Below are 22013 nucleotides of genomic sequence, written 5' to 3'. Positions count from 1 at the left end.
TGGCCGGGTGGCTGCAACGATGCTGACGGCGGCGACCCTGGCCGATCTGCCCGCGGAAGTCCCGGGTCCGACCTACGACCGCAGCGCGGTGTCGGTCGGCATCGTGCACTTCGGGGTGGGCGGGTTCCACCGGGCGCACCAGGCGATGTACCTCGACCAGCTCATGCAGCAGGGCAAGGCCCTGGACTGGGGGATCTGCGGGGTCGGCGTCCTCGAGTCCGACACGAGGATGGCCGAGGTCACCGAGGCGCAGGACGACCTCTACACCCTCGTGCTCAAGCACGCCGACGGCCGGCGCGAGGCGCAGGTGATCGGCTCGATCGTCGACTACCTCTACGCCCCCGACGATCCCGACGCCGTGCTCGACCGCATGACCGACCCGGCGACGCGGATCGTCAGCCTCACCGTCACCGAGGGCGGCTACCACAAGAGCGCGAGCACCGGGGAGTTCGACGACCGCGACCCGGCGATCCAGGCCGACGTCGCGGCCGACGCCGGCACTCCCCCGCGCACCACCTTCGGCTACATCGTGGAGGCGCTGCGCCGTCGACGCGACGCCGGCACGGGGCCCTTCACCGTGATGTCCTGCGACAACATCCAGGGCAACGGGCACGTGGCGCACGCGATGATCACCGCCTACGCGCGGCGGAAGGACCCCGAGCTCGCCGACTGGATCGAGGGGAACGTCCCGTTCCCCAACTCCATGGTCGACCGGATCACCCCGCGCACCACCGACTCCGACCGCGAGGAGCTCGAGGCGGCGACCGGCATCGTCGACGCCTGGCCGGTGGTCTGCGAGCCGTTCACGCAGTGGGTGCTCGAGGACCGGTTCGCGGCCGGCCGCCCGCCGTTCGAGGACGTCGGCGTCCAGGTCGTCGACGACGTCGAGCCCTACGAGCTCATGAAGCTGCGCCTGCTCAACGCGAGCCACCAGGCCATCGCCTACCTCGGCTACCTCGCCGGGTACCGCTACGCCCACGAGGTCGCGGGCGACGAGCTCTTCGCCGGGTTCACCCGCGCCTACATGGACCGCGAGGCCACGCCGACGCTCGCGCCGGTGCCCGGCGTCGACCTCGACGACTACAAGGCCACGCTCATCGAGCGCTTCGCGAACCCGGAGATCCGCGACACGCTCGCCCGGCTGGCCGCGGAGAGCTCGGACCGCATCCCGACCTGGCTGGTGCCGGTCATCCGGATCAACCTGGAGAACCACGGGGAGGTCGAGCGTTCGGCGCTGATCGTCGCCGCCTGGGCCCGCTACGCCGAGGGCGTCGACGAGCAGGGCGAGCCCATCGAGGTCGTCGACACCGGCCGCGCCGAGGACCGCATCGCCGCCGCCCGCCGCTATCCCGACGAGCCGCTGGCGTTCCTCGCCGACCGCGACCTCTTCGGCGACCTGATCGACGACGAGCGGTTCACGAGCGCCTACCGGGCCCACCTCGACGCCCTGCACGAGCGGGGCTCCCGGACCACGGTCACCGAGCTGGAGGGTCGGCTCCCCCGTTGAGCTGACCCTGGCTTCACACGTTCGGGCCTGCTGCGGCAGACTTTCGGGCTCCCCCACTCCGTCCCCGGAGGACCGTGGTGCCCCGACCCGCGCGTCCCGCTCCCGGTCGAGCCTGGCCGTTCACCGGACGCGACGCGGAGCTCCGGGCAGTCAGGTCGCTCCTCGAGCGTGACGGCGTCGTCGTGGTCGCCGGTGCCGCCGGGGTGGGCAAGAGCCGGTTGGCGCGCGAGCTCGTCGCCCGCACGGCGACCGAGGAGACGGTGGCGGTCGCGACGGCGTCCGCGTCGTCCCGCGAGGTGCCCCTGGGGGCGTTCGCACCCTGGCTGGCCGCCGACGACGAGGCCGGCGCCGTCTCCGCCCTCGCCCGGGTGGGTGCGGCGCTGCGCGCCGAGGGTCCCCGCATGCTGCTGCTCGTCGACGACGCGCACATGCTCGACGACGTCTCCGCCACGCTGGTCCACCAGCTCGCCGTGGAGCACGCGGTCCGGCTGGTGCTCACCGTCCGGACCGGCGAGCCGTGCCCGGAGGCGATCACCGCCGTCTGGAAGGACGGGGTCGGTGAGCGGTTCGAGATGGAGCCGCTCGCCCCCGACGAGGCCGCGGACCTGCTGGGCGCCGCCCTCGGTGGCCCGCTCGACGCCCAGGCCCGGCGACGGCTGCACGACACGACGCGTGGCAACGTGCTGTGGCTCCGACACCTCGTCGACGGCGAGCGTGCGGCGCAGCGTCTCGTCGCCGTCGACGGCCACTGGGAATGGCACGGTCCCGTGGCCCTGTCCCCCGCGCTCGAGCACCTGCTGGTCGAGCGCATCGGCACCCTCGACGAGGGCGAGCGCCGCGTGCTCGACCTCGTCGCCCTCGGGGAGCCCGTCGGGCTGGGCCTGCTCACCGAGCTCGCCACGGCGGGCGACGTGGAGCGTGTCGCGGAACGCGAGCTCATCAGGGTGGTCACGGCGGGCGCCCGATCGGAGGTGCACCTCGCCCACCCCCTCTACGGCGAGGTGACGCGGGTGCGGCTGAGCGTCCCCCGGGCGCGACGGCTGCGCGGGGAGATCTCCCGCGCGCTGCGCACCACGGGGGCCCGGCGCGCCGGCGATGACCTCCGGCGCGCCGTCCTCGACCTCGACAGCGACACCCCGCCCGACGCGACGCTGCTGGTGCTCGCCGCCGAACAGGCGATGAACCTGACCGACTTCGCGCTCGCCGAGCGCCTCCTGCGCGCCGCGGCGGACGGGGGCGGGGGGTTCGACGCGCACCTCGGCCTCGGCTTCCTGCTCGCCTGGATGATGCGCGTCGAGGAGGCCGAGACCGCCCTCGCCACGGCCACCGCGGCCGCGGTCACCGAGCCCGAACGGGCCCGCGCCGTGCTCGCCCGCGCCCACGTCCTGATGTTCATCCTCGACCGGGGCGACGACGCGCGCGCCCTGCTGGACCGCGAGGGCGTCGACGCGGCAGGCGCGCCGCTGCCCGAGTCCCTCGCGTTCCGCGCCGCGCTGCTGGTGGGCTCCGGGGACGTCGACCCGGGCATCGAGACGGCGACCTCGGCGCTCGACGGGCCGGGCGCGTCCCCGCAGACGTCGACCTGGGCGTGCTGGGCCGCGGCCTACGGCGAGGCCTTCGCCGGCGGGCACGGCGGCCGGGTGCGCGAGCTCGTGGCCCGGGGCATGGACGCCGCGCGACGGGCGCCGGAGCTCGGGGCGATGCTGGGCAACCTCGGCTTCGCCGAGATCCTCGACGCCGGGTACTCGGGCGCCCTCGACGGGCCGTCGGCGCGCCTCGCCTGGGTGGACGACCTGCCCGGGCAGCACGGGGCGACCTGGTCGGCGCTCTATCACGGACGGCTCGCGCTGGAGGCCGGTCGCGCGGCGACGGCCCGGCGCCTGCTCGAGAGCATCCTCCCGACCTTCCCCGGTCACGGGGGCGGCTGGACGGCCTGGTTCCACGCCATGATCGCCCAGGCGCGCGCCCAGCTCGGGGACGCCGACGGTGCCGCGGAGTCCCTCCGCCACGGCGAGCAGACCCGCCACCCCGAGCTCCGGGCCGACGAGGGCGACGCCGCACTGGCCCACGTCTGGATCGCGGCGGCCCGCGGGTCGGCGCTCGAGGCCGTGGCCGCGGCCCGGCGCCTGTCGGTCACCGCGGCGTCCCGTGGCCAGCGGGCGGTCGAGATGGTGGCCCGGCACGCCGCCGTGCGGGCCGGCGACCGCGACCAGGAGGCGCCGTTGCGAGTGCTCGCCGAGACCCTCGGCACCCCGCGCGCCCGAGCGGCCGCGGTTCACGCCGCCGGTCTCGCCGCCCAGGACCCGCACGCCCTGCTCGCCGCGGCCGACGACCTGGAGGCGTGCGGGCTCCTGCTGGCCGCAGCCGACGCGGCGGCGCACGCCGCGGGGGCGGCCCGCGACCGGGGGCAGCTCGCGCTCGGCGGCGACGCCGCGGACCGGGCGGGCGCCCTGGCCGAGCGCTGCGAGGGCGCGAGCACCCCGGCGCTCGCGCTGGCGCGGGCTCCTCTCCCGGTCAGCAGCCGCGAGCGGGAAGTGGCCGTGCTGGCCGCCGAGGGTCTGTCCAACCGTCAGATCGCGGCACGCCTGCACGTCTCGGTGCGCACCGTCGAGAGCCACATCTACCGCGCGTGCACCCGCCTCGGCCTGGCCGACCGCGCCGCACTCGCCGCCGCGGTGGTGCCGTCGCGCCGCGCGTGACGACCGGCGGCATCGGCAGCGCCGGTGACCTCAGCCGGCCCCGGCGGCCACCGGCCGCTGCGGGTCACGGCCCGCGAGCGCGAGCACGCGATCGAGCTCGCCGGCACCCCGCGGCTCGACGACCGGGCCGTAGAGCCCGGCGCGGCCCTCCTGCGGCACGTGCTCGAAACCGGCGACGAACTCCGCGACGATCGCGAGGTCCTCGTCCCGGACGGTGAAGCCGGCGCCGATCGCCTGCGCGAGGTCCCAGCCGTGGAGCACGAGCTCCTCGGTGGCAACGACGCCGAGCTGCGCACGGGGCATCGTCAGCCCGCCCGCGCTGCCCTCGCCCTCCCACGCCGACGGCTCGCGCCAGGCGGCGGCCAGGTCGGCGAGGCGCGCGTCGGCCACACCACGCCAGTCGGGCGGGAGCTCCGCGGGCGGCCCGCCCGCCTGCCCCGCCTCGTGCCGGGCGACGCCGATGAAGTGGGCGCTGAAGGCGAGCAGGTGTCCGAGCAGGTCACGCACCGTCCACGTCCCGCACGGGGTGGGCCGGTCGAGGTGGTCGTCGGGGACGAGAGCGACCAGACGGGCCATCTCCTGCGCGGCGGGGCTGAGATCGTGCACGTCGATCACTCCTCAGGACGGCTTGGTCCTGGAAATGTATCAGCGTCCGCGCCCGCCGCGCTTCCCCTTCTCGCGGACGCGCACGTTGATCTGCACCGGGGTGCCGGTCAGCGGGAACGTCTCGCGCAGCTTGCGCTCGAGGTAGCGCCGGTAGCCGGCCTCGAGGAAGCCGGAGGTGAACAGCACGAACGTCGGCGGCCGGTTCTGCGCCTGCGTCGCGTAGAGGATCTTCGGCTGCTTGCCGCCGCGCACGGGCGGGGGCGTCGCCGCGACGATGTCGGCGAGCCACTGGTTGAGCTGGCCGGTGGGCACGCGGCGGTCCCAGTTCTCCAGCGCGGTGCGCATGGCGGGCGCGAGCTTGCGCACCGCCCGCCCCGTCTTCGCCGAGATGTTGATCCGCTCGACCCAGGGGAAGCGCACGAGCGCCCGCTCGAGCTCGCGGACCATGGCGTCGCGGCGGTCCTCGTCGACGAGGTCCCACTTGTTCATGGCCAGCACCAGGGCCCGGCCGGCGTCGGCGACCTGGGAGGCCACGCGCAGGTCCTGCTCGCTGATCGGCTCCGAGGCGTCGAGCAGCAGCACCGTGACCTCGGCGGCCTCGATCGCGGCCTTCGTCCGCAGCGAGGCGTAGTACTCGGTGCCCGAGGCCTGGCCGACCTTGCGCCGCAGGCCTGCGGTGTCGACGAGCTTCCACATCTCGCCGTCGATCTCGACGAGCGAGTCGACCGGGTCGGTGGTCGTGCCCGCGGTCGGGTCGACCACCGAGCGGGACTCGCCGGTGAGCTGGTTGAGCAGGCTCGACTTGCCGACGTTCGGCTTGCCGACCAGCGCCACCCGTCGCGGACCACCCTCGAGCAGGAGGCCGTCGTCGCGGGGGCTCTCGGGCATGGCCTCGAGCACGAGGTCGAGCAGGTCGCCCGACCCGCGGCCGTGCAGACCCGAGACGGGGTGCGGCTCGCCGAGCCCGAGGCGCCACAGGGCCGAGAGCTCGCCCTCGGCCCGCATGTCGTCGACCTTGGTCGCCGCCAGGATCACGGGGCGGTCCGAGCGGCGCAGCGTGCGCGCCACGGCCTCGTCGACCGCCGTCGCGCCGACCTGGCCGTCGACGACGAGCAGGATGACGTCGGCGGTGGCCATCGCCGTCTCCGCCTGCGCCGAGATGGCGGCCTGCATGCCCTTCGCGCCGGGCTCCCAGCCGCCGGTATCGAGCAGGGTGAACCGCCGCCCGTTCCACAGGGCGTCGTAGGCCACCCGGTCCCGCGTCACGCCGGAGACGTCCTGGACGACGGCCTCGCGACGTCCCAGGATGCGGTTGACCAGCGTCGATTTGCCCACGTTGGGGCGCCCGACCACGGCGAGCACCGGCTGGACCGGTGCTCCGTCGTCGTCGGGCAGGTCGCCCGTGCCTTCGCCGAGAAGCGAAGCGGGCAGGTCCTGCGTCACGTCATCCTCCTATGTGGCCGACTCCTGCGTCGGCGAGGCCGGTGACCAGTCCGCGGTCCTCGGCCAGTTCCTGCAGGCGTGCGAGCACGCCGTCGATGTCCAGTGTCGAGGTGTCGACCTCGACCGCGTCCTCCGCGGGGCGCAGCGGGGACGCCGTGCGGGAGGAGTCGAGCCGGTCGCGACGGGCGAGGTCGGCCTGCGTGCCGGACGGATCCGCGGCTCCCGGCCGTCCGGCGGCGGTGTTCTCCGCGTCGCGCCGGCCCGCGCGGACCAGCTCGGAGGCGGTGAGGAAGACCTTCAGGCCAGCGTCCGGCGTCACGACGGTGCCGATGTCGCGGCCCTCGACGACGATCCCGCCGCCGTCCTCGACGACCTCGGCGACGATCCGCCGCTGCTCGTCCACCAGGTGCTGGCGGACGGCGGTGAGCGCGGAGACCGCGGACACCGCCGCGGTCACCTCCGTGCCCCGGATCTCGGCGTCCACGTCCTCGCCGTCGAGGCGCACGCGCGGCTCGGCGGGGTCGGTCGAGAGCTCCACCCGGGCCCCGAGCGCCACGGCGACCACGTCGTCGTTGCCCTCGGAGGCCGTCTTGGCGACGTCGAGCGGCACGTCGGAGCGCAGCACCGCGAGCGTCGCCGCCCGGTACATCGCGCCGGTGTCGAGGTAGCGTGCGTCCAGGCGCATGGCCAGCCCGCGTGCGGTGGTCGACTTGCCCGTTCCGGAGGGGCCGTCGACGGCCACCACCCCGCGCAGCATCCCGTGCATGCCGTCCCGCCTCCCGAACGTCGCCCGCACCCCGTTCGGAAGTCCATTGTGCCCTGCGGTGCAGGGCGTTGTCCGGTGCGGGTGGGGGCGATCTCCTCCGGGCCGTCCGACTACAGGCCAGCCATCACAGCCCCACCGCCCGGTACAGCGCGCCCACCTCGTCGCGTCCCAGCTTGCGCAGGGTGCCCGGGCGCTGCTCGCCGAGCCGGACGTCGCCCACCGCGGTGCGCACGAGGCGCTGCACGGGCTTGTCGACGGCCTCGAGCATGCGGCGCACGATGTGCTTGCGGCCTTCGTGCAGCACGACCTCGACCATGACGCGGGCGCCGTCGCGGTCGATCACCTTGAAGCTGTCGACGGCCGCGGGGCCGTCGTCGAGCTCGACGCCGGCGCGCAGCTGACGGCCCAGGTCCTTCGGGATCGGGGCGCGGACCTCGGCGAGGTAGGTCTTGGGCACCTCGTAGGACGGGTGCATCAGGCGGTTGGCCAGCTCGCCGTCGTTGGTCAGCAGCAGCAGGCCCTCGGTGGCCGCGTCGAGCCGCCCGACGTGGAACAGCCGCTGCCCCTCGGACTTCTCCAGGATGACGTCGCCGACGCAGCGGCGACCCTGGTCGTCCCACATCGTCGAGAGCATCCCCTCGGGCTTGTTCAGCGCGAAGTGGACGGTCTCGTGGTCGGTGACGATGCGGTCGCCGTCGACGTGGATCACGGAGCGGTCGGGGTCGACGCGCAATCCCATCTCCTTGACGACCTTGCCGTCGACCTCGACGCGGCCCTGCCGCATCAGGATCTCCGCCTGTCGCCGCGAGGCAACACCCGCCTCGGCCAGCACCTTCTGCAGGCGGATCCCCTCACCGCCCTCACCCGACTCGCCCACACCACTCCCCTGCTCGATCAGTCCTCCAGCGTACGCAGGCCTGCTCGTCACACCTGCGGCGCGGCCTGCGGCGGGCTAGCGCACCCCGTCCCAGACCGCCTGCTCCGGACCGTCGGGGGCGTCGGTGGTCGTGTCCTCGGTGTCGAAGACCCGGGTGGTCGGGGTCGACGCGGTGTAGGCGGGCCAGCCGGGGTCGCCGTCGCGGGCGAACGCCACCCACGCCGTGCGCATCCGCGCCGCGAGGGCCCGGGTCTCGTCGGTGTCGGGCACCGCGAGCGCGGCCGTGTCGACCCGTCCGACGGTGTCGAAGACGAACGGGAGCTCCATCGCGTGGCTCGCGCCGAGGCGCCCGTCGTGGCCCGGCGAGCGCCAGTCGAAGCGGTATCGCCAGGTCGAGCCGGTGTGCGCGTCGGCGAGCCGACGGGTCGGGACGCCGAACATCCAGTCGGTGCCCACGGCGTCGGCCACCTCGGCGGGCGTCGTGCCCCGTCCCGCGGCCCGGTAGGCCGCGACGACGTCGGCCGGGTCGGGGTGCAGGCGGGCGACCGCGGCGAGCAGACCGTCCTCGTCGGGCGCGGGGACCCCGAGCACGTCGAAAACCATGCGGTAGAGCGCCATCTCGTCGGCGTTGCTGCCCACCAGCAGGTCGACCTCCCCCGCGGCGCCGGCGGCGATCGCGTCGACCGGCTGCCGGTCCAGCAGCTCGCCGTCGAGCACCGGGCCGAGCGGCGCGAGGCCCATCAGCGGGTCGCGCAGGCCGTCGACGGCGAGGTCGGGCGGGTGCGCGCCGAGGCGCCCGAGCGCCGCGACGAGGCCCTCGTCCGGGACGTCGACGAGGTCCGCCGTCGCGACGCCGAGGTCGGCGGCGAGCGCGGCGGTGGTGACGGCGGCCTGCTCCCGGGCGAGGACGTGCGATCCCCCGCCGCTCTGGACGATCGCGCGCCGCACGAGGCCCGGCGGCGCGGCCGCGAGGAGGGCGGCGAGGCTCAGGGCGCCCGCGGACTCGCCGAACACCGTGATCCGGTCGGCGTCGCCACCGAACGCCGCGGCGTTGGCGTGCACCCAGGCCAGCGCGGCGATCTGGTCGTGGAGCCCGCGGTTCGCGAGCACGCCGGGGAGGTCGGCGAAGCCGGGGACCCCGAGCCGGTAGTTCACGGCGATGACCACCGCGCCCTCGCGGGCCAGGGCGGTCCCGTCGTAGATCGTCGCCCGGGAGGCGCCGCCGACGAAGGCCCCGCCGTGCAGGAAGACCAGGACGGGCAGCCGGTCGGCGGTGGCCGGGGTGCGCACGTCGACGGTGAGGTAGTCCGAGCCCGGGATCCAGCCCGGCCCGGTGACGGGGCTCAGCGCGGGCATGCCCGGGCGGTCGGTGGGCAGCTGCGGGGCCGTCGCGCCCAGGGCGGTCGCGTCCCGCTCCCCCTCCCACACGGCGGGTTCGGGACGGGCGAAGCGGCGAGGTCCCACGGGTGCCGCGGCGTAGGGCACGCCGAGGAAGCTCGCCACCCCGTCGTCGATGCGGCCGCGGATCGCGCCGCCGGTGGTCTTGCGGAGTTCCTGCACGGACCCCACGTTCCCTGCACACCGAGAACTACTCGTCGATGTCGTCCACGTCCGGCAGGAGCGGGGCGATCGGCGGCAGGTCGTCGACCGAGTCCAGGCCCAGGCGCTCGAGGAACAGCTCGGTGGTGCGGTACAGCGTCCCGCCGCCGGCGCCGTCCGTCCCGGCCTCGGTGATGAGCCCGCGGGCGGCCAGCGTGCGCATGACCCCGTCGACGTTCACCCCGCGCACCGCCGCGACCCGCGAGCGCGTCACCGGCTGGCGGTAGGCGACGACGGCGAGCGTCTCCAGCGCCGCGCGCGTCAGGCGGGTGCGCTGCCCGTCGAGGACGAAGCGCTCGACGTACGGGGCGAAGCGGTCGCGGCTGTAGAGACGCCAGCCCTCGCCGGTCGACCGCAGTTCCATCCCGCGCCCGCGCTCGGCGTACTCGGCGGCGAGCCCCTCCAGGGCGTCCTTGACCCGCGGGATCGGCTGGCCGAGGACATCGGCGAGCTGGTCGGTCGGGGCCGGGGTGTCGACGACGAGCAGCACGGCCTCCAGCGCCGCGAGGAGCTCCTCGTCCGATGCCAGGGCCTCCTCGATCTCCTCGAGGGGATCCGTCAATCGTCCTCCTCGACCAGGCCCGCCGTGTCTGCCGAGCTCCGCTCCGCTTCGTCGGTGGCGCTACCCGCGTCACCGCCCGGCGCCCAACGCACCCGCAGCTCGGCGAACGCCTCGGGCTGGTCGAGCGCGACGTCCCGGGAGCGGTACATCTCCAGCACGGCGAGGAAGCGTCCCACGACCTCGATGCCGTGCTCGCAGTCCTCGACGAGCTCGGCGAACGTCGCCGTCCCCCGCCGGCGCAGGCGGCCCGACAGGATCTCGACCTGCTCGGGCACCGAGACCGTCGACGCGTGCAGGTGGTCGAGCCCCACCGTCGGCGGCGGGACCGGGCGGAAGACCGCGGCGGCCAGCTCCGCGAAGCCGTCGGCGTCGACGCCCAGCTGGACCGGCGGGAGCAGCTCGGCATAGCGGGGCTCGAGCGTCACCGCCCGCGGGTAGCGCATGCGCGCCGCGCCCTCGAGCTCGCGGAACAGCGCCGCCACCTGCTGGTAGGCGCGGTACTGCAGCAGGCGCGCGAACAGCACGTCGCGGGCCTCGAGCAGCGCGAGGTCCTCCTCGTCCTCCACCTCGGCCTGCGGGAGCAGGCGCGCGGCCTTGAGGTCGAGCAGGGTCGCCGCGACGACGAGGAAGCCCGTGGTCTCCTCGAGGTCGGCGTCGTCGCCCAGGGCGGCGGTGTAGGCGATGAAGTCGTCGGTGACGCGGCTCAGGGCCACTTCGGTCACGTCGAGCTCGTGGCGCCCGATCAGCTGGAGCAGCAGGTCGAACGGGCCGGTGAAGTTGTGCAGGCTGACCTGGAAGCGACTGCGCTCCGCGGTCGGGGTCGCCTGGGGTGCCTCGGGAGCCAGCGTCACCGGGCGATGACCTCCCGGGCGAGGGCGCGGTAGGCCTCGGCGCCTGCGGACTTCGTGGCCCACCGGGTGATCGGTTCCCCGGCGACGGTGGTCTCCGGGAAGCGGACCGTCCGGTTGATGACGGCGTCGAACACGAGCTCGCCGAAGGCCTCCACGACGCGCGTCATCACCTCGCGGGTGTGCAGCGTGCGGGGGTCGTACATGGTGGCCAGGATGCCGGTGATCTCGAGCTTGGGGTTCAGCCGGTCCTGGACCTTCTCGATCGTGTCCATCAGCAGGGCCACGCCGCGGAGGCTGAAGAACTCGCACTCCAGCGGGATCAGCACGCCGTCGGCGCAGGCCAGGGCGTTGACCGTGAGCAGTCCGAGCGACGGCTGGCAGTCGACGAGGACGTAGTCGTAGCGGTCGAGCACGGGGGCGAGGCAGCGCCCGAGGGTCTGCTCCCGGCCGACCTCCGTGACCAGCTGGACCTCCGCGGCGGAGAGGTCGATGTTCGACGGCAGCAGGTCCATCCCGTCGACCGAGGTCGGCATGATGACCTCGTCGATGGTGGTCTTCCGCTCGACGATGAGGTTGTAGATGGTCTGGTCGAGCTGGTGCGGCTGGACACCGAGGCCGACCGACAGCGCGCCCTGCGGGTCGAAGTCGACGAGCAGCACCCGTCGCCCGTACTCGGCGAGCGCCGCGCCGAGGTTGATCGTCGACGTCGTCTTGCCGACGCCGCCCTTCTGGTTGCACATCGCGAGGACCGTCGCCGGCCCGTGGCCGTCGAGGGGGCCCGGGACGGGCACCTCGCGTCGCGGCCGACCGGGCGGGACCTCGTCCACGATCTCCTTCACCGGCCTGGGGGCCACGGGTTCTGGGGGTTCTGTGCGTTCAGCGGGTCCTGGGGCGTCGGAATCGGGTGACCAGAGGACCGCCTGTGGGTTCCCCATCGCGGTGCCCCTCCCTCGCGTGCCCGGTCGAGTACTCGTGCGATCAGCCTAGGAGTCGCCACGTGCGTGTCCGTGCGCGACTCGCCGGGGTGTCGGTGCCTTCACCGGACTGTCACCCGGTGCGACGGGCAGCCCGATCTGGGGCGATCTCCCGGTCACCGGAAGCGCCCGTGACCCGTCTTGTGACGGCTCACATACTTGCCGCCACACATTCTGGCCGCCACCGACCACCCCGACGAGGACGTGCGTGATGACGACCGAGCCCCGAGCCGCCACCGGCGGCTCCACCGCCCGCGACGCCGCCACCGGGTGGGTCCGACCACTCTGCTGGACCGCGGTCGCCCTGGAGGGCTTCGACCTCGTCGTGCTCGGCGTGGTCATGCCCGTGCTGCTCCGGGACCCCACCTGGGACCTCGACCCCGCCGGCGCCTCGGTGGTCGTCACCGTCGGCCTGCTCGGCGTCATGGTCGGCGCGCTGGCCGTCGGCCCGATCGCCGACGTGATCGGCCGCCGGGCGACGATGATCGGCACCGTCACCGGGTTCTCCGTGCTCACCCTGGCCTGCGCGTTCGCCCCGAACCCGGAGGTCCTCGGCGGCCTGCGCTTCCTCGCCGGCCTCGGGCTCGGCGGCGTGCTGCCCGTGGCTCTCGCCCTGGTCGCCGAGTACGCGCCGCCCGGACGCGGCAGCAGCTCCACGACGATCCTCATGACCGGCTACCACGTCGGCGCCGTCCTGACGGCCCTGCTCGGCATCCTGCTCATCGCGCCGTTCGGCTGGCCCGCGATGTTCGTCGCCGGCACGGTGCCCGCGCTGATCCTCGTGCCGCTGCTCTGGGCGAAGCTCCCCGAGTCCGCCGCGTTCCTGGCCCGCCGCCAGGGCGGTGGGAGCCGGGACAGCAGCTGGCGCGCCGAGCGCCGGAACCCGCTGATCACGCTCTTCCGCGACGGGTTCGCGCGCCCGACGATCGCCTTCTGGATCTCCTCGTTCATGGGCCTGCTGCTGGTCTACGGCCTCAACACCTGGCTGCCGGAGATCATGCGGTCCGCGGGCTACGAGCTGGGCGCGGCCCTCGCGCTGCTGCTCGTGCTCAACATCGGCGCCATCCTCGGGCTGCTGCTCGCGGGCACCGTGGCCAACCGGATCGGCGTGCGCCCGGCGACCATCAGCTGGTTCGCCGCCGCGACCCTGTTCCTGGCCCTGCTCTCGATCCGCCTGCCGGGGATCGGGGTGTACGTCAGCGTGCTGCTCGCGGGCATCTTCGTCTTCTCGGCCCAGGTGCTGGTCTACGCGTACGTCTCGCAGCTCTACCCGGCCGAGGCCCGCGGGACCGCGCTCGGCACCGCCAGCGGCGTCGGGCGCCTCGGCGCCATCGCCGGCCCGATCATCGGCGGCGTCCTGCTCCAGGCGGGCATCGCCTACCCGTGGGGCTTCTACGCCTTCGCCGTCGTCGCCGCCCTCGGCGCCCTCGGCGTGGTCCTGGTGGGTCGGGCGCCTGCTCCGACGTGAGCGGAGTTCCCGGCCATGGCCGGGAACTTCGCTCACGGGTCGGCGAGGTAGCGCACGACCGCCGTCGCGATCTGGTCGGCGACGTCGTCGGGCGGGTGCAGGGGCAGCACGAGGTGGCTGATCGTCAGCCGCGCCGCGATCTCCGCGGCCGCCGACGCCGTGGCCGGGTCGAGCTCCGGGCGGCGCCGCAGGAGGAAGCGGGCGGCACGGTCGCGCGCGGCCACCACGAGCGGCTCGGCCTCGGTGGTGAGCAGTGGGAGCAGGTCGCCGGCGCCCTGCCCGGTGAGCAGGACCCGCAGGAGCGGGTCGCGCGCGACCGTGTCGAGCGTCGTACGCACCGCCCCGGACCACGCGCGGTGGAGGTCGTCCTCGCCGTCGAGCGCGGCCTCGAGGTCGGCCAGGAACTCCTCGGTCCGCCGCAGCACCAGCGCCGCGGCCAGCCCCTGCTTGCTCGCGAACTCGTTGTAGAGCGTCTGGCGACTGACCCCGATGCCGTCGGCCACGTCCTGCAGCCGCAGCCCGCGCCATCCCCCGGCCACGAGCAGCTCGGCGGCCCGCTCGAGGGCCTCGTCGCGCACGAGGCCACGGGTGCGGTCGGTGAACGAGCTGGGCACGGCGTCGGACGATAGCGGATGTGGACGCGGATGCCGAATGCGTCCTCACCGTGGACACAGACGCCGTTCGTGTCTAACGTTCGCGGCTGTCGGAGTCCCCTGGAGGTAGCCGTGTCCGCGGTCCGCACCGTGACGGGCGAGCGCCTGTCGTCCGCCGTCCTCGCGCCGATGCCGTCGGGCGTCGACCGTCGTCTGCTCGAGCGGATGCGCCCCCGGGAGGTCCGGCCGCTGGCCGAGCCGCCGGCGGGCTCCGGTCTCGCGCCGGTCCCGGGCACGCCCGGCCCGCCGGTGCTCGGGCACACGCTGTCCTACATCCGCTACGGCCACGCCTTCACCCGCGCGCGCCACGCGGCGCTCGGGCCGGTGTCCTGGTGCGGGTTCGTCGGCGAGGACGTGGTGATCGCGGCCGGTCCGGACGCCACCCACGCGGTGCTCACCAACCCGGACAAGGCCCACTCGCAGGACGGGTGGCGCTTCCTCGTCGACGACTTCTTCCACCGCGGGCTGATGCTGCTCGACGGCGACGACCACCGCACGCACCGGCGGGTCATGCAGGAGGCCTTCACGGCCCCCCGGGTCCGCGGCTACGTCGACCGCACGGTCCCGGTCCTGCGCGAGACGATCCCGACCTGGCCGACCGGCCGGCAGGTGCGCATCTACCCGATGCTCAAGCGTCTGACCCTCGACGTCGCCACCCGCGTCTTCATGGACGGGCGCTCCGGACCGGAGGCCGAGGCGGTCAACCGGGCGTTCATGGACTGCGTGCAGGCGGCCAGCGCGATCGTGCGCCGCGACCTGCCCGGCACCCGCTACCGGGCCGGGCTGCGGGGACGCGCCCTGCTCGAGCGCTACTTCACCGAGGCCCTGCCGGCCAAGCGGGCGGGTGACGGCGACGACCTGTTCTCCGCGCTCTGCCGGGCCCGGACCGCGGAAGGCGAGGCGTTCAGCGACGCCGACGTCGTCAACCACATGATCTTCCTGATGATGGCCGCGCACGACACGTCGACGATCACCAGTGCGGCCGCCGCCTACTACCTGGCGGCGAACCCGGAGTGGCAGGAGCGGGCCCGGGCGGAGTCGCTCGCGCTCGGCGACGGCGCGCCGGACGCGGCGGCGCTGCAGTCGCTGGGCACGCTGGACCTGGTCATGAAGGAGTCGCTGCGCCTCGCCGCGCCCGTGCCGATCGTCATGCGGCGCACCGTCCGGGACACCGCGCTGCTGGGCCACCACATCCCGGAGGGCCAGCTGGTGATGGTGGCGGGCGCGGTGAACCACCACGACCCGGCGATCTGGACCGACCCCGACACCTTCGACCCCGAGCGCTTCGCCGAGCACCGCCGCGAGGACCGCGCGCACCGCGACGCCTGGATCCCGTTCGGCGGCGGCGTGCACAAGTGCCTGGGCATGCTGTTCGGCTCGCTCGAGGTGACGGCGATCCTGCACGAGCTGCTGCGCCACCATCGCATCACCGTCGCCCCGGGCTACCGGCCGCGGTGGGACAACACGTCCCTGCCCGTCCCCGCCGACGGCCTCCCGCTGCGCCTGGAGCCGTTGCGCTGAACGGCCTATGTGAGTGATTTTCCCGGCTATAGCCGGGAAAATCACTCACATACGGGCGCGCGGGTGCGCCATCGCGAAGACCGCGCGCAGGGTGTCGACGGTGACCTGGGTGTAGATCTGCGTCGTGGTCACCGAGGCGTGGCCGAGCAGCTCCTGCACGACGCGCAGGTCGGCGCCGCCGTCGAGCAGGTGGGTGGCGAACGAGTGGCGCAGGGTGTGCGGTGAGATCGCGACGTCGAGGCCCGCGCGGTCGGCGGCCTCGCGCAGCGTGGCCCAGGCGCTCTGGCGCGACAGGCGCGCCCCGCGCGCGTTGAGGAACAGCGCCGGCGTCCCCCGGCCGCGCGCCGCCAAGGCCGGGCGGGCCCGCACCCGGTAGGCCTCGAGCGCGGCGATCGCCGGGCGGCCGATCGGCACGATCCGTTCCTTGCCGCCCTTGCCGGCCAGGCGCACCGAGCGCACGGTGACGTCGACGTCGTCGAGATCCAGGCCCACCGCCTCGGTGATCCGGGCGCCGGTCGAGTACAGCAGCTCGTGCAGGGCGCGATCGCGGACCCCGCCGTCGCCGTCGCCGTCGCCGCCCCGGACCGACAGCAGCCGGTCGACGGTGGCGACGTCGAGCGCCTTGGGCAGGCGGCGCGGCGGCGACGGCGGGTGCACCTCGCGCGCCACGTCCACCGCGACCAGGCCCTCGGCCAGCGCGAACCGGTGCAGCCCGCGCACCGCGACCACCGCGCGGGTCGCCGACGCCGTCGACAGCGCCGAGCCGCCGTCGCGCCCGGTGCGCAGGGCGACGAGGAAGTCGCCGACGTGGCGCTCGGTGACGTCGGCGAGGTCGGTGACCCCGGCCGCGTCGAGGTGCTCCAGGTAGCGCCGCAGGTCACGACGGTACGAGGTCAGCGTGTTCTCGGCCGTGCCCCGCTCGACCAGCAGGTGGTCGAGGTAGGTGTCGACGGCCGTCGCGGGCCTCGTCACGCCGGGTCCTCCACCCCCGGGAGCACCTCGGACAGCGGCCGCACCGGCAGGTCGTGCGCGGCGCCGACGGCGGGCGTGACGAGCTCGCCGTCGACGACGTTCACGCCCTTGGCGAGCGCCGGGTCCGCCTTGGCCGCCCCCGCGAGGCCGTGGTCGGCGAGCGCGACGACGTAGGGCAGCGTCACGCCGGTGAGCGCGCGGGTCGAGGTCGTCGGCACCGCGCCGGGCACGTTGGCGACGCAGTAGAAGATCGAGTTGTGCACGCGGTAGGTCGGGTCGGCGTGCGTGGTCGGGCGGGTGTCCTCGAAGCATCCGCCCTGGTCGACGGCCAGGTCGACGAGCACCGATCCGCTGCGCATCTCGCCGACCAGCCGGTTCGGCACGAGGACGGGCGCCTTCGCGCCGGGCACCAGCACGGCGCCGATGACGAGGTCCGCCTCGCGGCAGGCCCGCTCGATCTCCGGGGTGCTCGACAGCACCGTGCGCACGGCCCCGTTGAAGATCTCGTCGACGCGGCGCAGCGCCTTCACGCTGACGTCCAGGACCTCCACCGACGCCCGCAGGCCCACCGCGATCGTCACCGCGGCCAGCCCGGACGTCCCGGCGCCGATCACCGCGACCCGCCCCGGCCGCACCCCCGGCACGCCGCCGAGCAGCACGCCGCGGCCGCCCTGGGCGTTCTCGAGGTGGTGCGCGCCGACCTGCGGCGCCATGCGCCCGGCGATCTCGCTCATCGGCGCGAGCAGCGGCAGCACCCCGTCGGGGGTCTGCACCGTCTCGTAGGCGACGGCCGTCGCGCCGGCGTCGAGCAGCGCCGTCGTGCACTCCCGCGACGCCGCGAGGTGCAGGTAGGTGAAGAGCACCTGGTCGCGGCGCAGCCGGTGGTACTCCGACGGGACGGGCTCCTTGACCTTGAGCACCAGGTCGCTCGACGCCCACACCTCGTCGGCGTCGGAGAGCACGGTCGCCCCGGCCTCGCGGAACCCGTCGTCGGTGATCGCGGAGCCGACGCCCGCGCCCGTCTCCACAAGCACCTCGTGGCCGCGCCGGACGAGCTCGGTGACGCCGATGGCCGTGAGCGCCACCCGGTCCTCGTGGTCCTTGACCTCGCGTGGAACGCCAACCCGCATGCCGGCTCCTCCCTCGGGGAGCGCGACTCTAGCCCCGCCACCACGCCCCTCGTCGATCTCCGGCCCGCCTGTCGCCGCACGCTGGCACGATGCGGCGATGGGCACGACACCGCGTCGCGACGACGTCGCGGACGTGATCCCCCTCGTCCGACCGGCGCGGTGGGACTGGGTGCCGCGGACGAAGCTGTTCCGACCGCCGACGGTCGCGGACACCGTGCTCGATCCCGACCTGCTGGACCGGACCGCGCGGGCCGTGGACGACGTCCCCGTGACGACGATCGTCGCGACGGCGGGCGCCGGGAAGAGCACGCTCGCCTCCGCGGTGGTCGAACGCACCGGGCGTCGCGCGGCGTGGCTGCGGTTCGACGAGCTCGACGACGACCCGGCGAGCGTCGTCGAGCTCCTCGTCCGGGCCCTCGACCCGCTGGTCGAGGGCGGGTGCGCCGGCTCGCGCCAGCTGCTCGACACCGGTCTGCCCGCCGCGGCCGACCCGCGCCGCGCCGTCGGGGTGCTGGTCAACGACCTCGTCGTCGCCGGGCCGCCCCCGCTGCTCCTCGTGCTCGACGACCTGCACACGGTCGGCCACGCGGGCCCGGTGCTCGACTACCTCGTCGCCAACCTCCCGCCCGCGCTGCACCTGCTGATCACCGCCCGCCGCGACCCACCGGTGCCGGCGGCGCGCCTGCGCGCCCGGGGGCAGCTGCACGAGGTCCGCGACGCCGACCTGCGCATCTCGCCCGCGCGCGCCGCGACCCTGCTCAACGACCACCTCGGGCTGGGCCTCTCCCCCGAGCGCGTGCGCGAGGTGGTGGCGACGGCCGACGGGTGGGTCACCGGTGTCCGCCTGCTCGGCACCTCGCCGGAGGCGCTCGACGACTACCTCGACAGCGAGATCCTCGGCGACGAGACGCCCGACCTGCGGCGCTTCCTCCTCGACACCGCCGTCCTCGACGTCCTGGAGCCCGACGTCTGCGCGGCGGTGACCGGTCGCGACGACGCCACGTCCCTGCTCGCCGCCACCCGTGCCCGGCTCGGTCCGTTGGTGCTCGTGGCCGACGACCGGGGGCACCGGCCGGTCCTGCGCCACCACGACCTGCTCCGCGCGGCGCTGCGCCGCAGGCTCGCCGTCGAGGCCCCCTCCCGGGTCCCGGCGCTGCACCGCGCCGCCGCCGGGGCGGTCACCGACCCGGCCCGCCGGGTGGAGCACCTGCTGGCCGCGGGAGCCGGCGCGGAGGCCGCCGACGCCGTCGCCGCGCTCGCCGGCGCCGACTTCCCCCGCCCGGCCGAGCTGCACCACCTCGAGACGTGGATACGGCGCCTGCCGCCCGTCGAGGTCACCGCCCGGCCCCGGCTCGGGGTGCTCGCCGGGTTCGCCGCCGTGCAGCGCGGCCGGCTCGCCGAGGCGACGGCCCTGCTCGAGCCCGCCCTCGAGGGCGCCGCCGCCGGCACCGCGCGGGCCGACCGCGTGACGCGCTGGCTCGCCGCCCGCGCGCTGCACGTCGCCACCTCCGACCACGCGCGCCTGGTGCCGATCCTGGCCGCCCTCGAGGACGACCCGGCGTTCACCGATCTCTCCCCCGCCGCCCGCGTCGAGCACCACCTGTCCCGGGCGTACGCCGCGACGTTCACCGGCGACCCCTCGGCCGCCTTCGCGCGGACGCGGGAGGCCGTCGCCCTGGCGGCGGGGTCCGGCGACGACGCCGCGACGGAGGTCCTCGCGCGGCACCTCAGCCCGCTGCTGATCGCCCACGAGGGCGGCATGGACCTCGTCGCCGAGCACATGGCCCGGACCACCGCCCGCACCACCGCACCCACCCCTCTCGTCCGGCTCGGCCTGCTCCTGCAGCGCGCCTACGTCGCGCTGCTCGCGGGACGGTGGGACGAGGCGCGCGCGGCCGCCGCGGAGGCGGGGGATCTGCCCGAACGTCTCGGCGGCCTGCCCTACCTGCGCGCCACGCTCGACTGGGTCGACGCCGCCGTCGCCCTTGCGCAGGGCGACCTCGTGCTCACCGAGGCCCGGTGCCGGCCCGCCGCCGCCACCGACCTGGATCGCGAGCTCCTGCCGCTGCGCCGGGCGCTCCTCGCCCGCACCCTGCGCCGCCGCGGCCGGACCACGGAGCTCGCCGAGCTCGCCCGCACGGTGTCCGACCACGACCCGCTCTCCGCGGCCGCGGCGGCCTCGGTCCGGGCGCAGCACGCGCTGGCGGCGGGCGACGTGGCGGCGGCCGTGGAGCACCTGAGCGACCGCCCCCTGCTCCTCGCGCCGTTCCTGGTGCCGCTGCCCCTCGACCGTGCCCTCGCCCTCGCCGCCGCCGGCCGTCACGCCGAGGCCGTCGCGAGGGCCCGGGACATGGTGGAGATCGCGCGCCGGTGGCGGATGCCCGGGCTGCTCGCCCTCGCCGGGGACGAGGCGCGGCCCCTGCTGGAGGAGGTCGGCGGACCCACGGTCACCACCGCGCTCGCCGCGCTCGACGGTCCGGCCGGGCCTGCTCCGGTGCCGGTGCCCGGTGGCGGCGAGGTCCTCTCGGGCCGCGAGGTGGAGGTGCTGCGCCTGCTCGCCGACGGCGCCTCCAACCGGAGCGTCGCGGAGCGGCTGGTGGTCAGCGAGAACACCGTCAAGACCCACGTCCGGCACCTGCTGACCAAGCTGGGCGCGGGCTCACGCGGCGAAGCCGTCGCCCTCGCCCGCCGACACCACCTGCTCTGAGCACCGCTCACCCACGGCGGATCACCACCCCGCTCACCCGCGATCGTCATTCCGGGCGATGGACCGGAGGCGCCGCCCCGGTGGACTGGTCCACATGAACAACACACCGCTCGAGCGCGTGAGCGGCACCGCCGCGCTCCTCGCCCCCGTCCTCCTCCTCGTCAGCACCGTCGCGTTCTCCACGCTCGGCGGCGGCATCGGCGTCGGCGCCGTCGCCGGCGTGGCCATCGTCTTCGCCATGATCATGTTCGCGATCGCGCTCGTCGGGCTCGCTCGCCAGGCCGAGCCCGTGGCCCCGCGCGCCACGGCCGCCGTCACCGCCTTCGGGCTCGCCGGGACCGCGGGGGGTGTCGGGTTCGGCATCGACAGCATCCAGGCCCAGCTGTTCGGGACACCCGGGCTCGACGAGGTGAGCCTCGCGGGCGTGATCGCCCTGCGGGTGCCGGGCCTGCTCTTCCCGCTATCGATGATCGCGCTGGCCGTGCTGCTGGGCGTCGCCGGCCGGGCACCACGTGCCCTGGCCGCGACGCTGGCCGTGGCCGCGGCGCTGTTCCCGGTCGCCCGGATCGGCGGGCTGCTGCCGGTCGGGATCGCGTCGGACCTGTTGTTCCTCGCCGCCATGGGCGGGCTCGGTCTGCGCCTGATCCGGGGCATGTCCCGCCCGGCGCGGCAGGACCGCCGGGAGCCCGTCGCCGCCTGACCCTCGACCCACCGACGGCACGCCCCCTCGGGCGTGCCGTCGGTGTGTGCGAGGCGGAGACTGATCACCGTGCGCCTCGGGACCACGCTGCCGCAGTTCGGAAACGCCCTCGACGAGGCCGACCGGATCGGCGAGTTCGCCGAGATGGCCGAGGACGTCGGCGTCGACAGCCTCTGGGTCGGCGACCGGCTGCTGGCCGCCGTCGACCCGCAGATCGGCTACGGCGGCACCGACACCGTCCCGGAGGAGTTCCGCCGCGCGCTCGACCCGTTCGCCCTGCTCGCCGTGGCCGCGGCCCGGACGACGTTCATGACGCTCGGCACCAGCGTCCTCGTCGGGCCGCTCTACCCGCCGGCTGTGCTGGCCCGCTCGCTCGGCACGATCGGCGCAGTCTCCCGCGGGCGCCTGATCGCCGGCATGGGCATCGGCTGGTCGCCCGAGGAGTACGCCGGCGCCGGGCTCGGGTTCGACCGCCGCGGCGCCCGGCTCGACGAGCTGCTCGACGGCCTCGACACCCTCTGGTCCGGCACGCCGGCTCCGCTGACCGGGCCGCGCTTCCCCCTCCCGGCCGTGCACGTCGACACCCCGCGCCGCCGGCCCGCCGTCTACCTCTCGGGCTGGTCCGATGCCGCGCTGCGCCGCGTCGGACGGCGCGGGGACGGGTGGCTCCCGGTGGCGCGCCTGCCCAGCGACGACCTGGACGGGCAGATCGACGGCCTCCTGCGCCTGCGCGCCACGATCGACGACGCCGCCCGGACCGCCGGCCGCGACCCGGAGCGCATCCGCACCGCGTTGCGGGTCAACGTCGCGGCCGGGGTGGGTGCCGCCGAGATCGCGGACGCCGTCCGGCGCCTCGCCGACCGCACGGGCTTCACCCGTCTGTTCGTCGACCCGATGTACGTCGCGCCCGGCATCGAGGCCGCGCTGGACCTGATCCACGAGGTGCTGCGCCGGACGAGCTGACCGTCGCCGGCGGTG

General features: G+C 75.2%; 18 protein-coding genes. 7 read left to right on the top strand and 11 right to left on the bottom strand.

What is annotated here, in order from left to right; genetic code table 11:
- The first annotated feature begins 7 nt into the window (after positions 1-7).
- On the top strand, positions 8-1507 hold the full coding sequence (locus OG774_RS03795; RefSeq protein WP_328306813.1) for a mannitol dehydrogenase family protein: 1500 nt from the start codon (positions 8-10) through the stop codon (positions 1505-1507).
- 74 nt (positions 1508-1581) lie between these two features.
- Entirely contained in the window at positions 1582-4206 is a 2625-nt protein-coding gene (locus OG774_RS03790) for a LuxR C-terminal-related transcriptional regulator (protein ID WP_328306811.1), read from the top strand.
- Positions 4207-4236: 30 nt separating this feature from the next.
- On the opposite strand, the gene OG774_RS03785 is transcribed toward OG774_RS03790, so the two are convergent.
- The 8 genes from OG774_RS03785 to OG774_RS03750 form a co-directional block, all read right to left on the bottom strand.
- Positions 4237-4812, bottom strand: coding sequence for a TIGR03086 family metal-binding protein (locus OG774_RS03785; protein ID WP_328306809.1), 576 nt, complete (start codon positions 4810-4812; stop codon positions 4237-4239).
- Between the two features lie 39 nt (positions 4813-4851).
- Entirely contained in the window at positions 4852-6243 is a 1392-nt protein-coding gene (gene der / locus OG774_RS03780; RefSeq protein ID WP_442873993.1) for a ribosome biogenesis GTPase Der, read from the bottom strand.
- 13 nt (positions 6244-6256) lie between these two features.
- Positions 6257-7021, bottom strand: a complete 765-nt coding sequence (gene cmk, locus OG774_RS03775; RefSeq protein ID WP_328306807.1) for a (d)CMP kinase — start codon at positions 7019-7021, stop codon at positions 6257-6259.
- A 124-nt stretch (positions 7022-7145) separates the two neighbouring features.
- On the bottom strand, positions 7146-7898 hold the full coding sequence (locus OG774_RS03770; protein WP_274192393.1) for a pseudouridine synthase: 753 nt from the start codon (positions 7896-7898) through the stop codon (positions 7146-7148).
- A gap of 75 nt (positions 7899-7973) precedes the next feature.
- Positions 7974-9458, bottom strand: a complete 1485-nt coding sequence (locus OG774_RS03765; RefSeq protein WP_328306804.1) for a carboxylesterase/lipase family protein — start codon at positions 9456-9458, stop codon at positions 7974-7976.
- Between the two features lie 28 nt (positions 9459-9486).
- Positions 9487-10059 carry an SMC-Scp complex subunit ScpB gene (gene scpB, locus OG774_RS03760; RefSeq protein WP_328306802.1) on the bottom strand — a complete coding sequence of 191 codons (573 nt, stop codon included), beginning with the start codon at positions 10057-10059 and terminating at the stop codon, positions 9487-9489.
- A complete protein-coding gene (locus tag OG774_RS03755; protein WP_328306800.1) occupies positions 10056-10910 on the bottom strand; it encodes a segregation and condensation protein A in 855 nt (284 codons plus the stop codon). The genes scpB and OG774_RS03755 overlap by 4 nt, the downstream gene beginning before the upstream one ends.
- On the bottom strand, positions 10907-11737 hold the full coding sequence (locus tag OG774_RS03750) for a ParA family protein (protein WP_442873937.1): 831 nt from the start codon (positions 11735-11737) through the stop codon (positions 10907-10909). Before OG774_RS03750 ends, OG774_RS03755 begins: the two co-directional genes overlap by 4 nt.
- A gap of 358 nt (positions 11738-12095) precedes the next feature.
- On the opposite strand from OG774_RS03750, the gene OG774_RS03745 reads away from it, so the two are divergent.
- Complete coding sequence (locus OG774_RS03745) at positions 12096-13352, top strand: MFS transporter (protein ID WP_328306798.1); 1257 nt, start codon at positions 12096-12098, stop codon at positions 13350-13352.
- Positions 13353-13384: 32 nt separating this feature from the next.
- On the opposite strand, the gene OG774_RS03740 is transcribed toward OG774_RS03745, so the two are convergent.
- On the bottom strand, positions 13385-13966 hold the full coding sequence (locus OG774_RS03740; RefSeq protein ID WP_328306796.1) for a TetR/AcrR family transcriptional regulator: 582 nt from the start codon (positions 13964-13966) through the stop codon (positions 13385-13387).
- Positions 13967-14134: 168 nt separating this feature from the next.
- Here OG774_RS03740 and OG774_RS03735 point away from each other — a divergent pair, with 168 nt between their 5' ends.
- Positions 14135-15526 (top strand): cytochrome P450, encoded by a 1392-nt coding sequence (locus tag OG774_RS03735; RefSeq protein WP_328310761.1) that lies wholly within the window; start codon positions 14135-14137, stop codon positions 15524-15526.
- A 45-nt stretch (positions 15527-15571) separates the two neighbouring features.
- On the opposite strand, the gene OG774_RS03730 is transcribed toward OG774_RS03735, so the two are convergent.
- Positions 15572-16498 carry a site-specific tyrosine recombinase XerD gene (locus OG774_RS03730; RefSeq protein ID WP_328306794.1) on the bottom strand — a complete coding sequence of 309 codons (927 nt, stop codon included), beginning with the start codon at positions 16496-16498 and terminating at the stop codon, positions 15572-15574.
- Entirely contained in the window at positions 16495-17628 is a 1134-nt protein-coding gene (gene ald / locus OG774_RS03725) for an alanine dehydrogenase (RefSeq protein ID WP_328306792.1), read from the bottom strand. The genes OG774_RS03730 and ald overlap by 4 nt, the downstream gene beginning before the upstream one ends.
- A 97-nt stretch (positions 17629-17725) precedes the next feature.
- Here ald and OG774_RS03720 point away from each other — a divergent pair, with 97 nt between their 5' ends.
- The 3 genes from OG774_RS03720 to OG774_RS03710 all read left to right on the top strand — a co-directional run bounded on the left by OG774_RS03720 (position 17726) and on the right by OG774_RS03710 (position 21998).
- On the top strand, positions 17726-20335 hold the full coding sequence (locus tag OG774_RS03720; RefSeq protein ID WP_328306790.1) for a LuxR C-terminal-related transcriptional regulator: 2610 nt from the start codon (positions 17726-17728) through the stop codon (positions 20333-20335).
- A gap of 94 nt (positions 20336-20429) precedes the next feature.
- Positions 20430-21035 (top strand): hypothetical protein, encoded by a 606-nt coding sequence (locus OG774_RS03715; RefSeq protein ID WP_328306788.1) that lies wholly within the window; start codon positions 20430-20432, stop codon positions 21033-21035.
- Between the two features lie 69 nt (positions 21036-21104).
- On the top strand, positions 21105-21998 hold the full coding sequence (locus tag OG774_RS03710; RefSeq protein WP_328306786.1) for a TIGR03619 family F420-dependent LLM class oxidoreductase: 894 nt from the start codon (positions 21105-21107) through the stop codon (positions 21996-21998).
- Positions 21999-22013 lie beyond the last annotated feature (15 nt).

The sequence above is a fragment of the Actinomycetospora sp. NBC_00405 genome (assembly GCF_036044095.1).
GTDB classification, from domain to species: domain Bacteria; phylum Actinomycetota; class Actinomycetes; order Mycobacteriales; family Pseudonocardiaceae; genus Actinomycetospora; species Actinomycetospora callitridis.
Note: the sequence above shows the minus strand (reverse complement) of the source record. Positions and strands in the feature narration are given on the sequence as shown.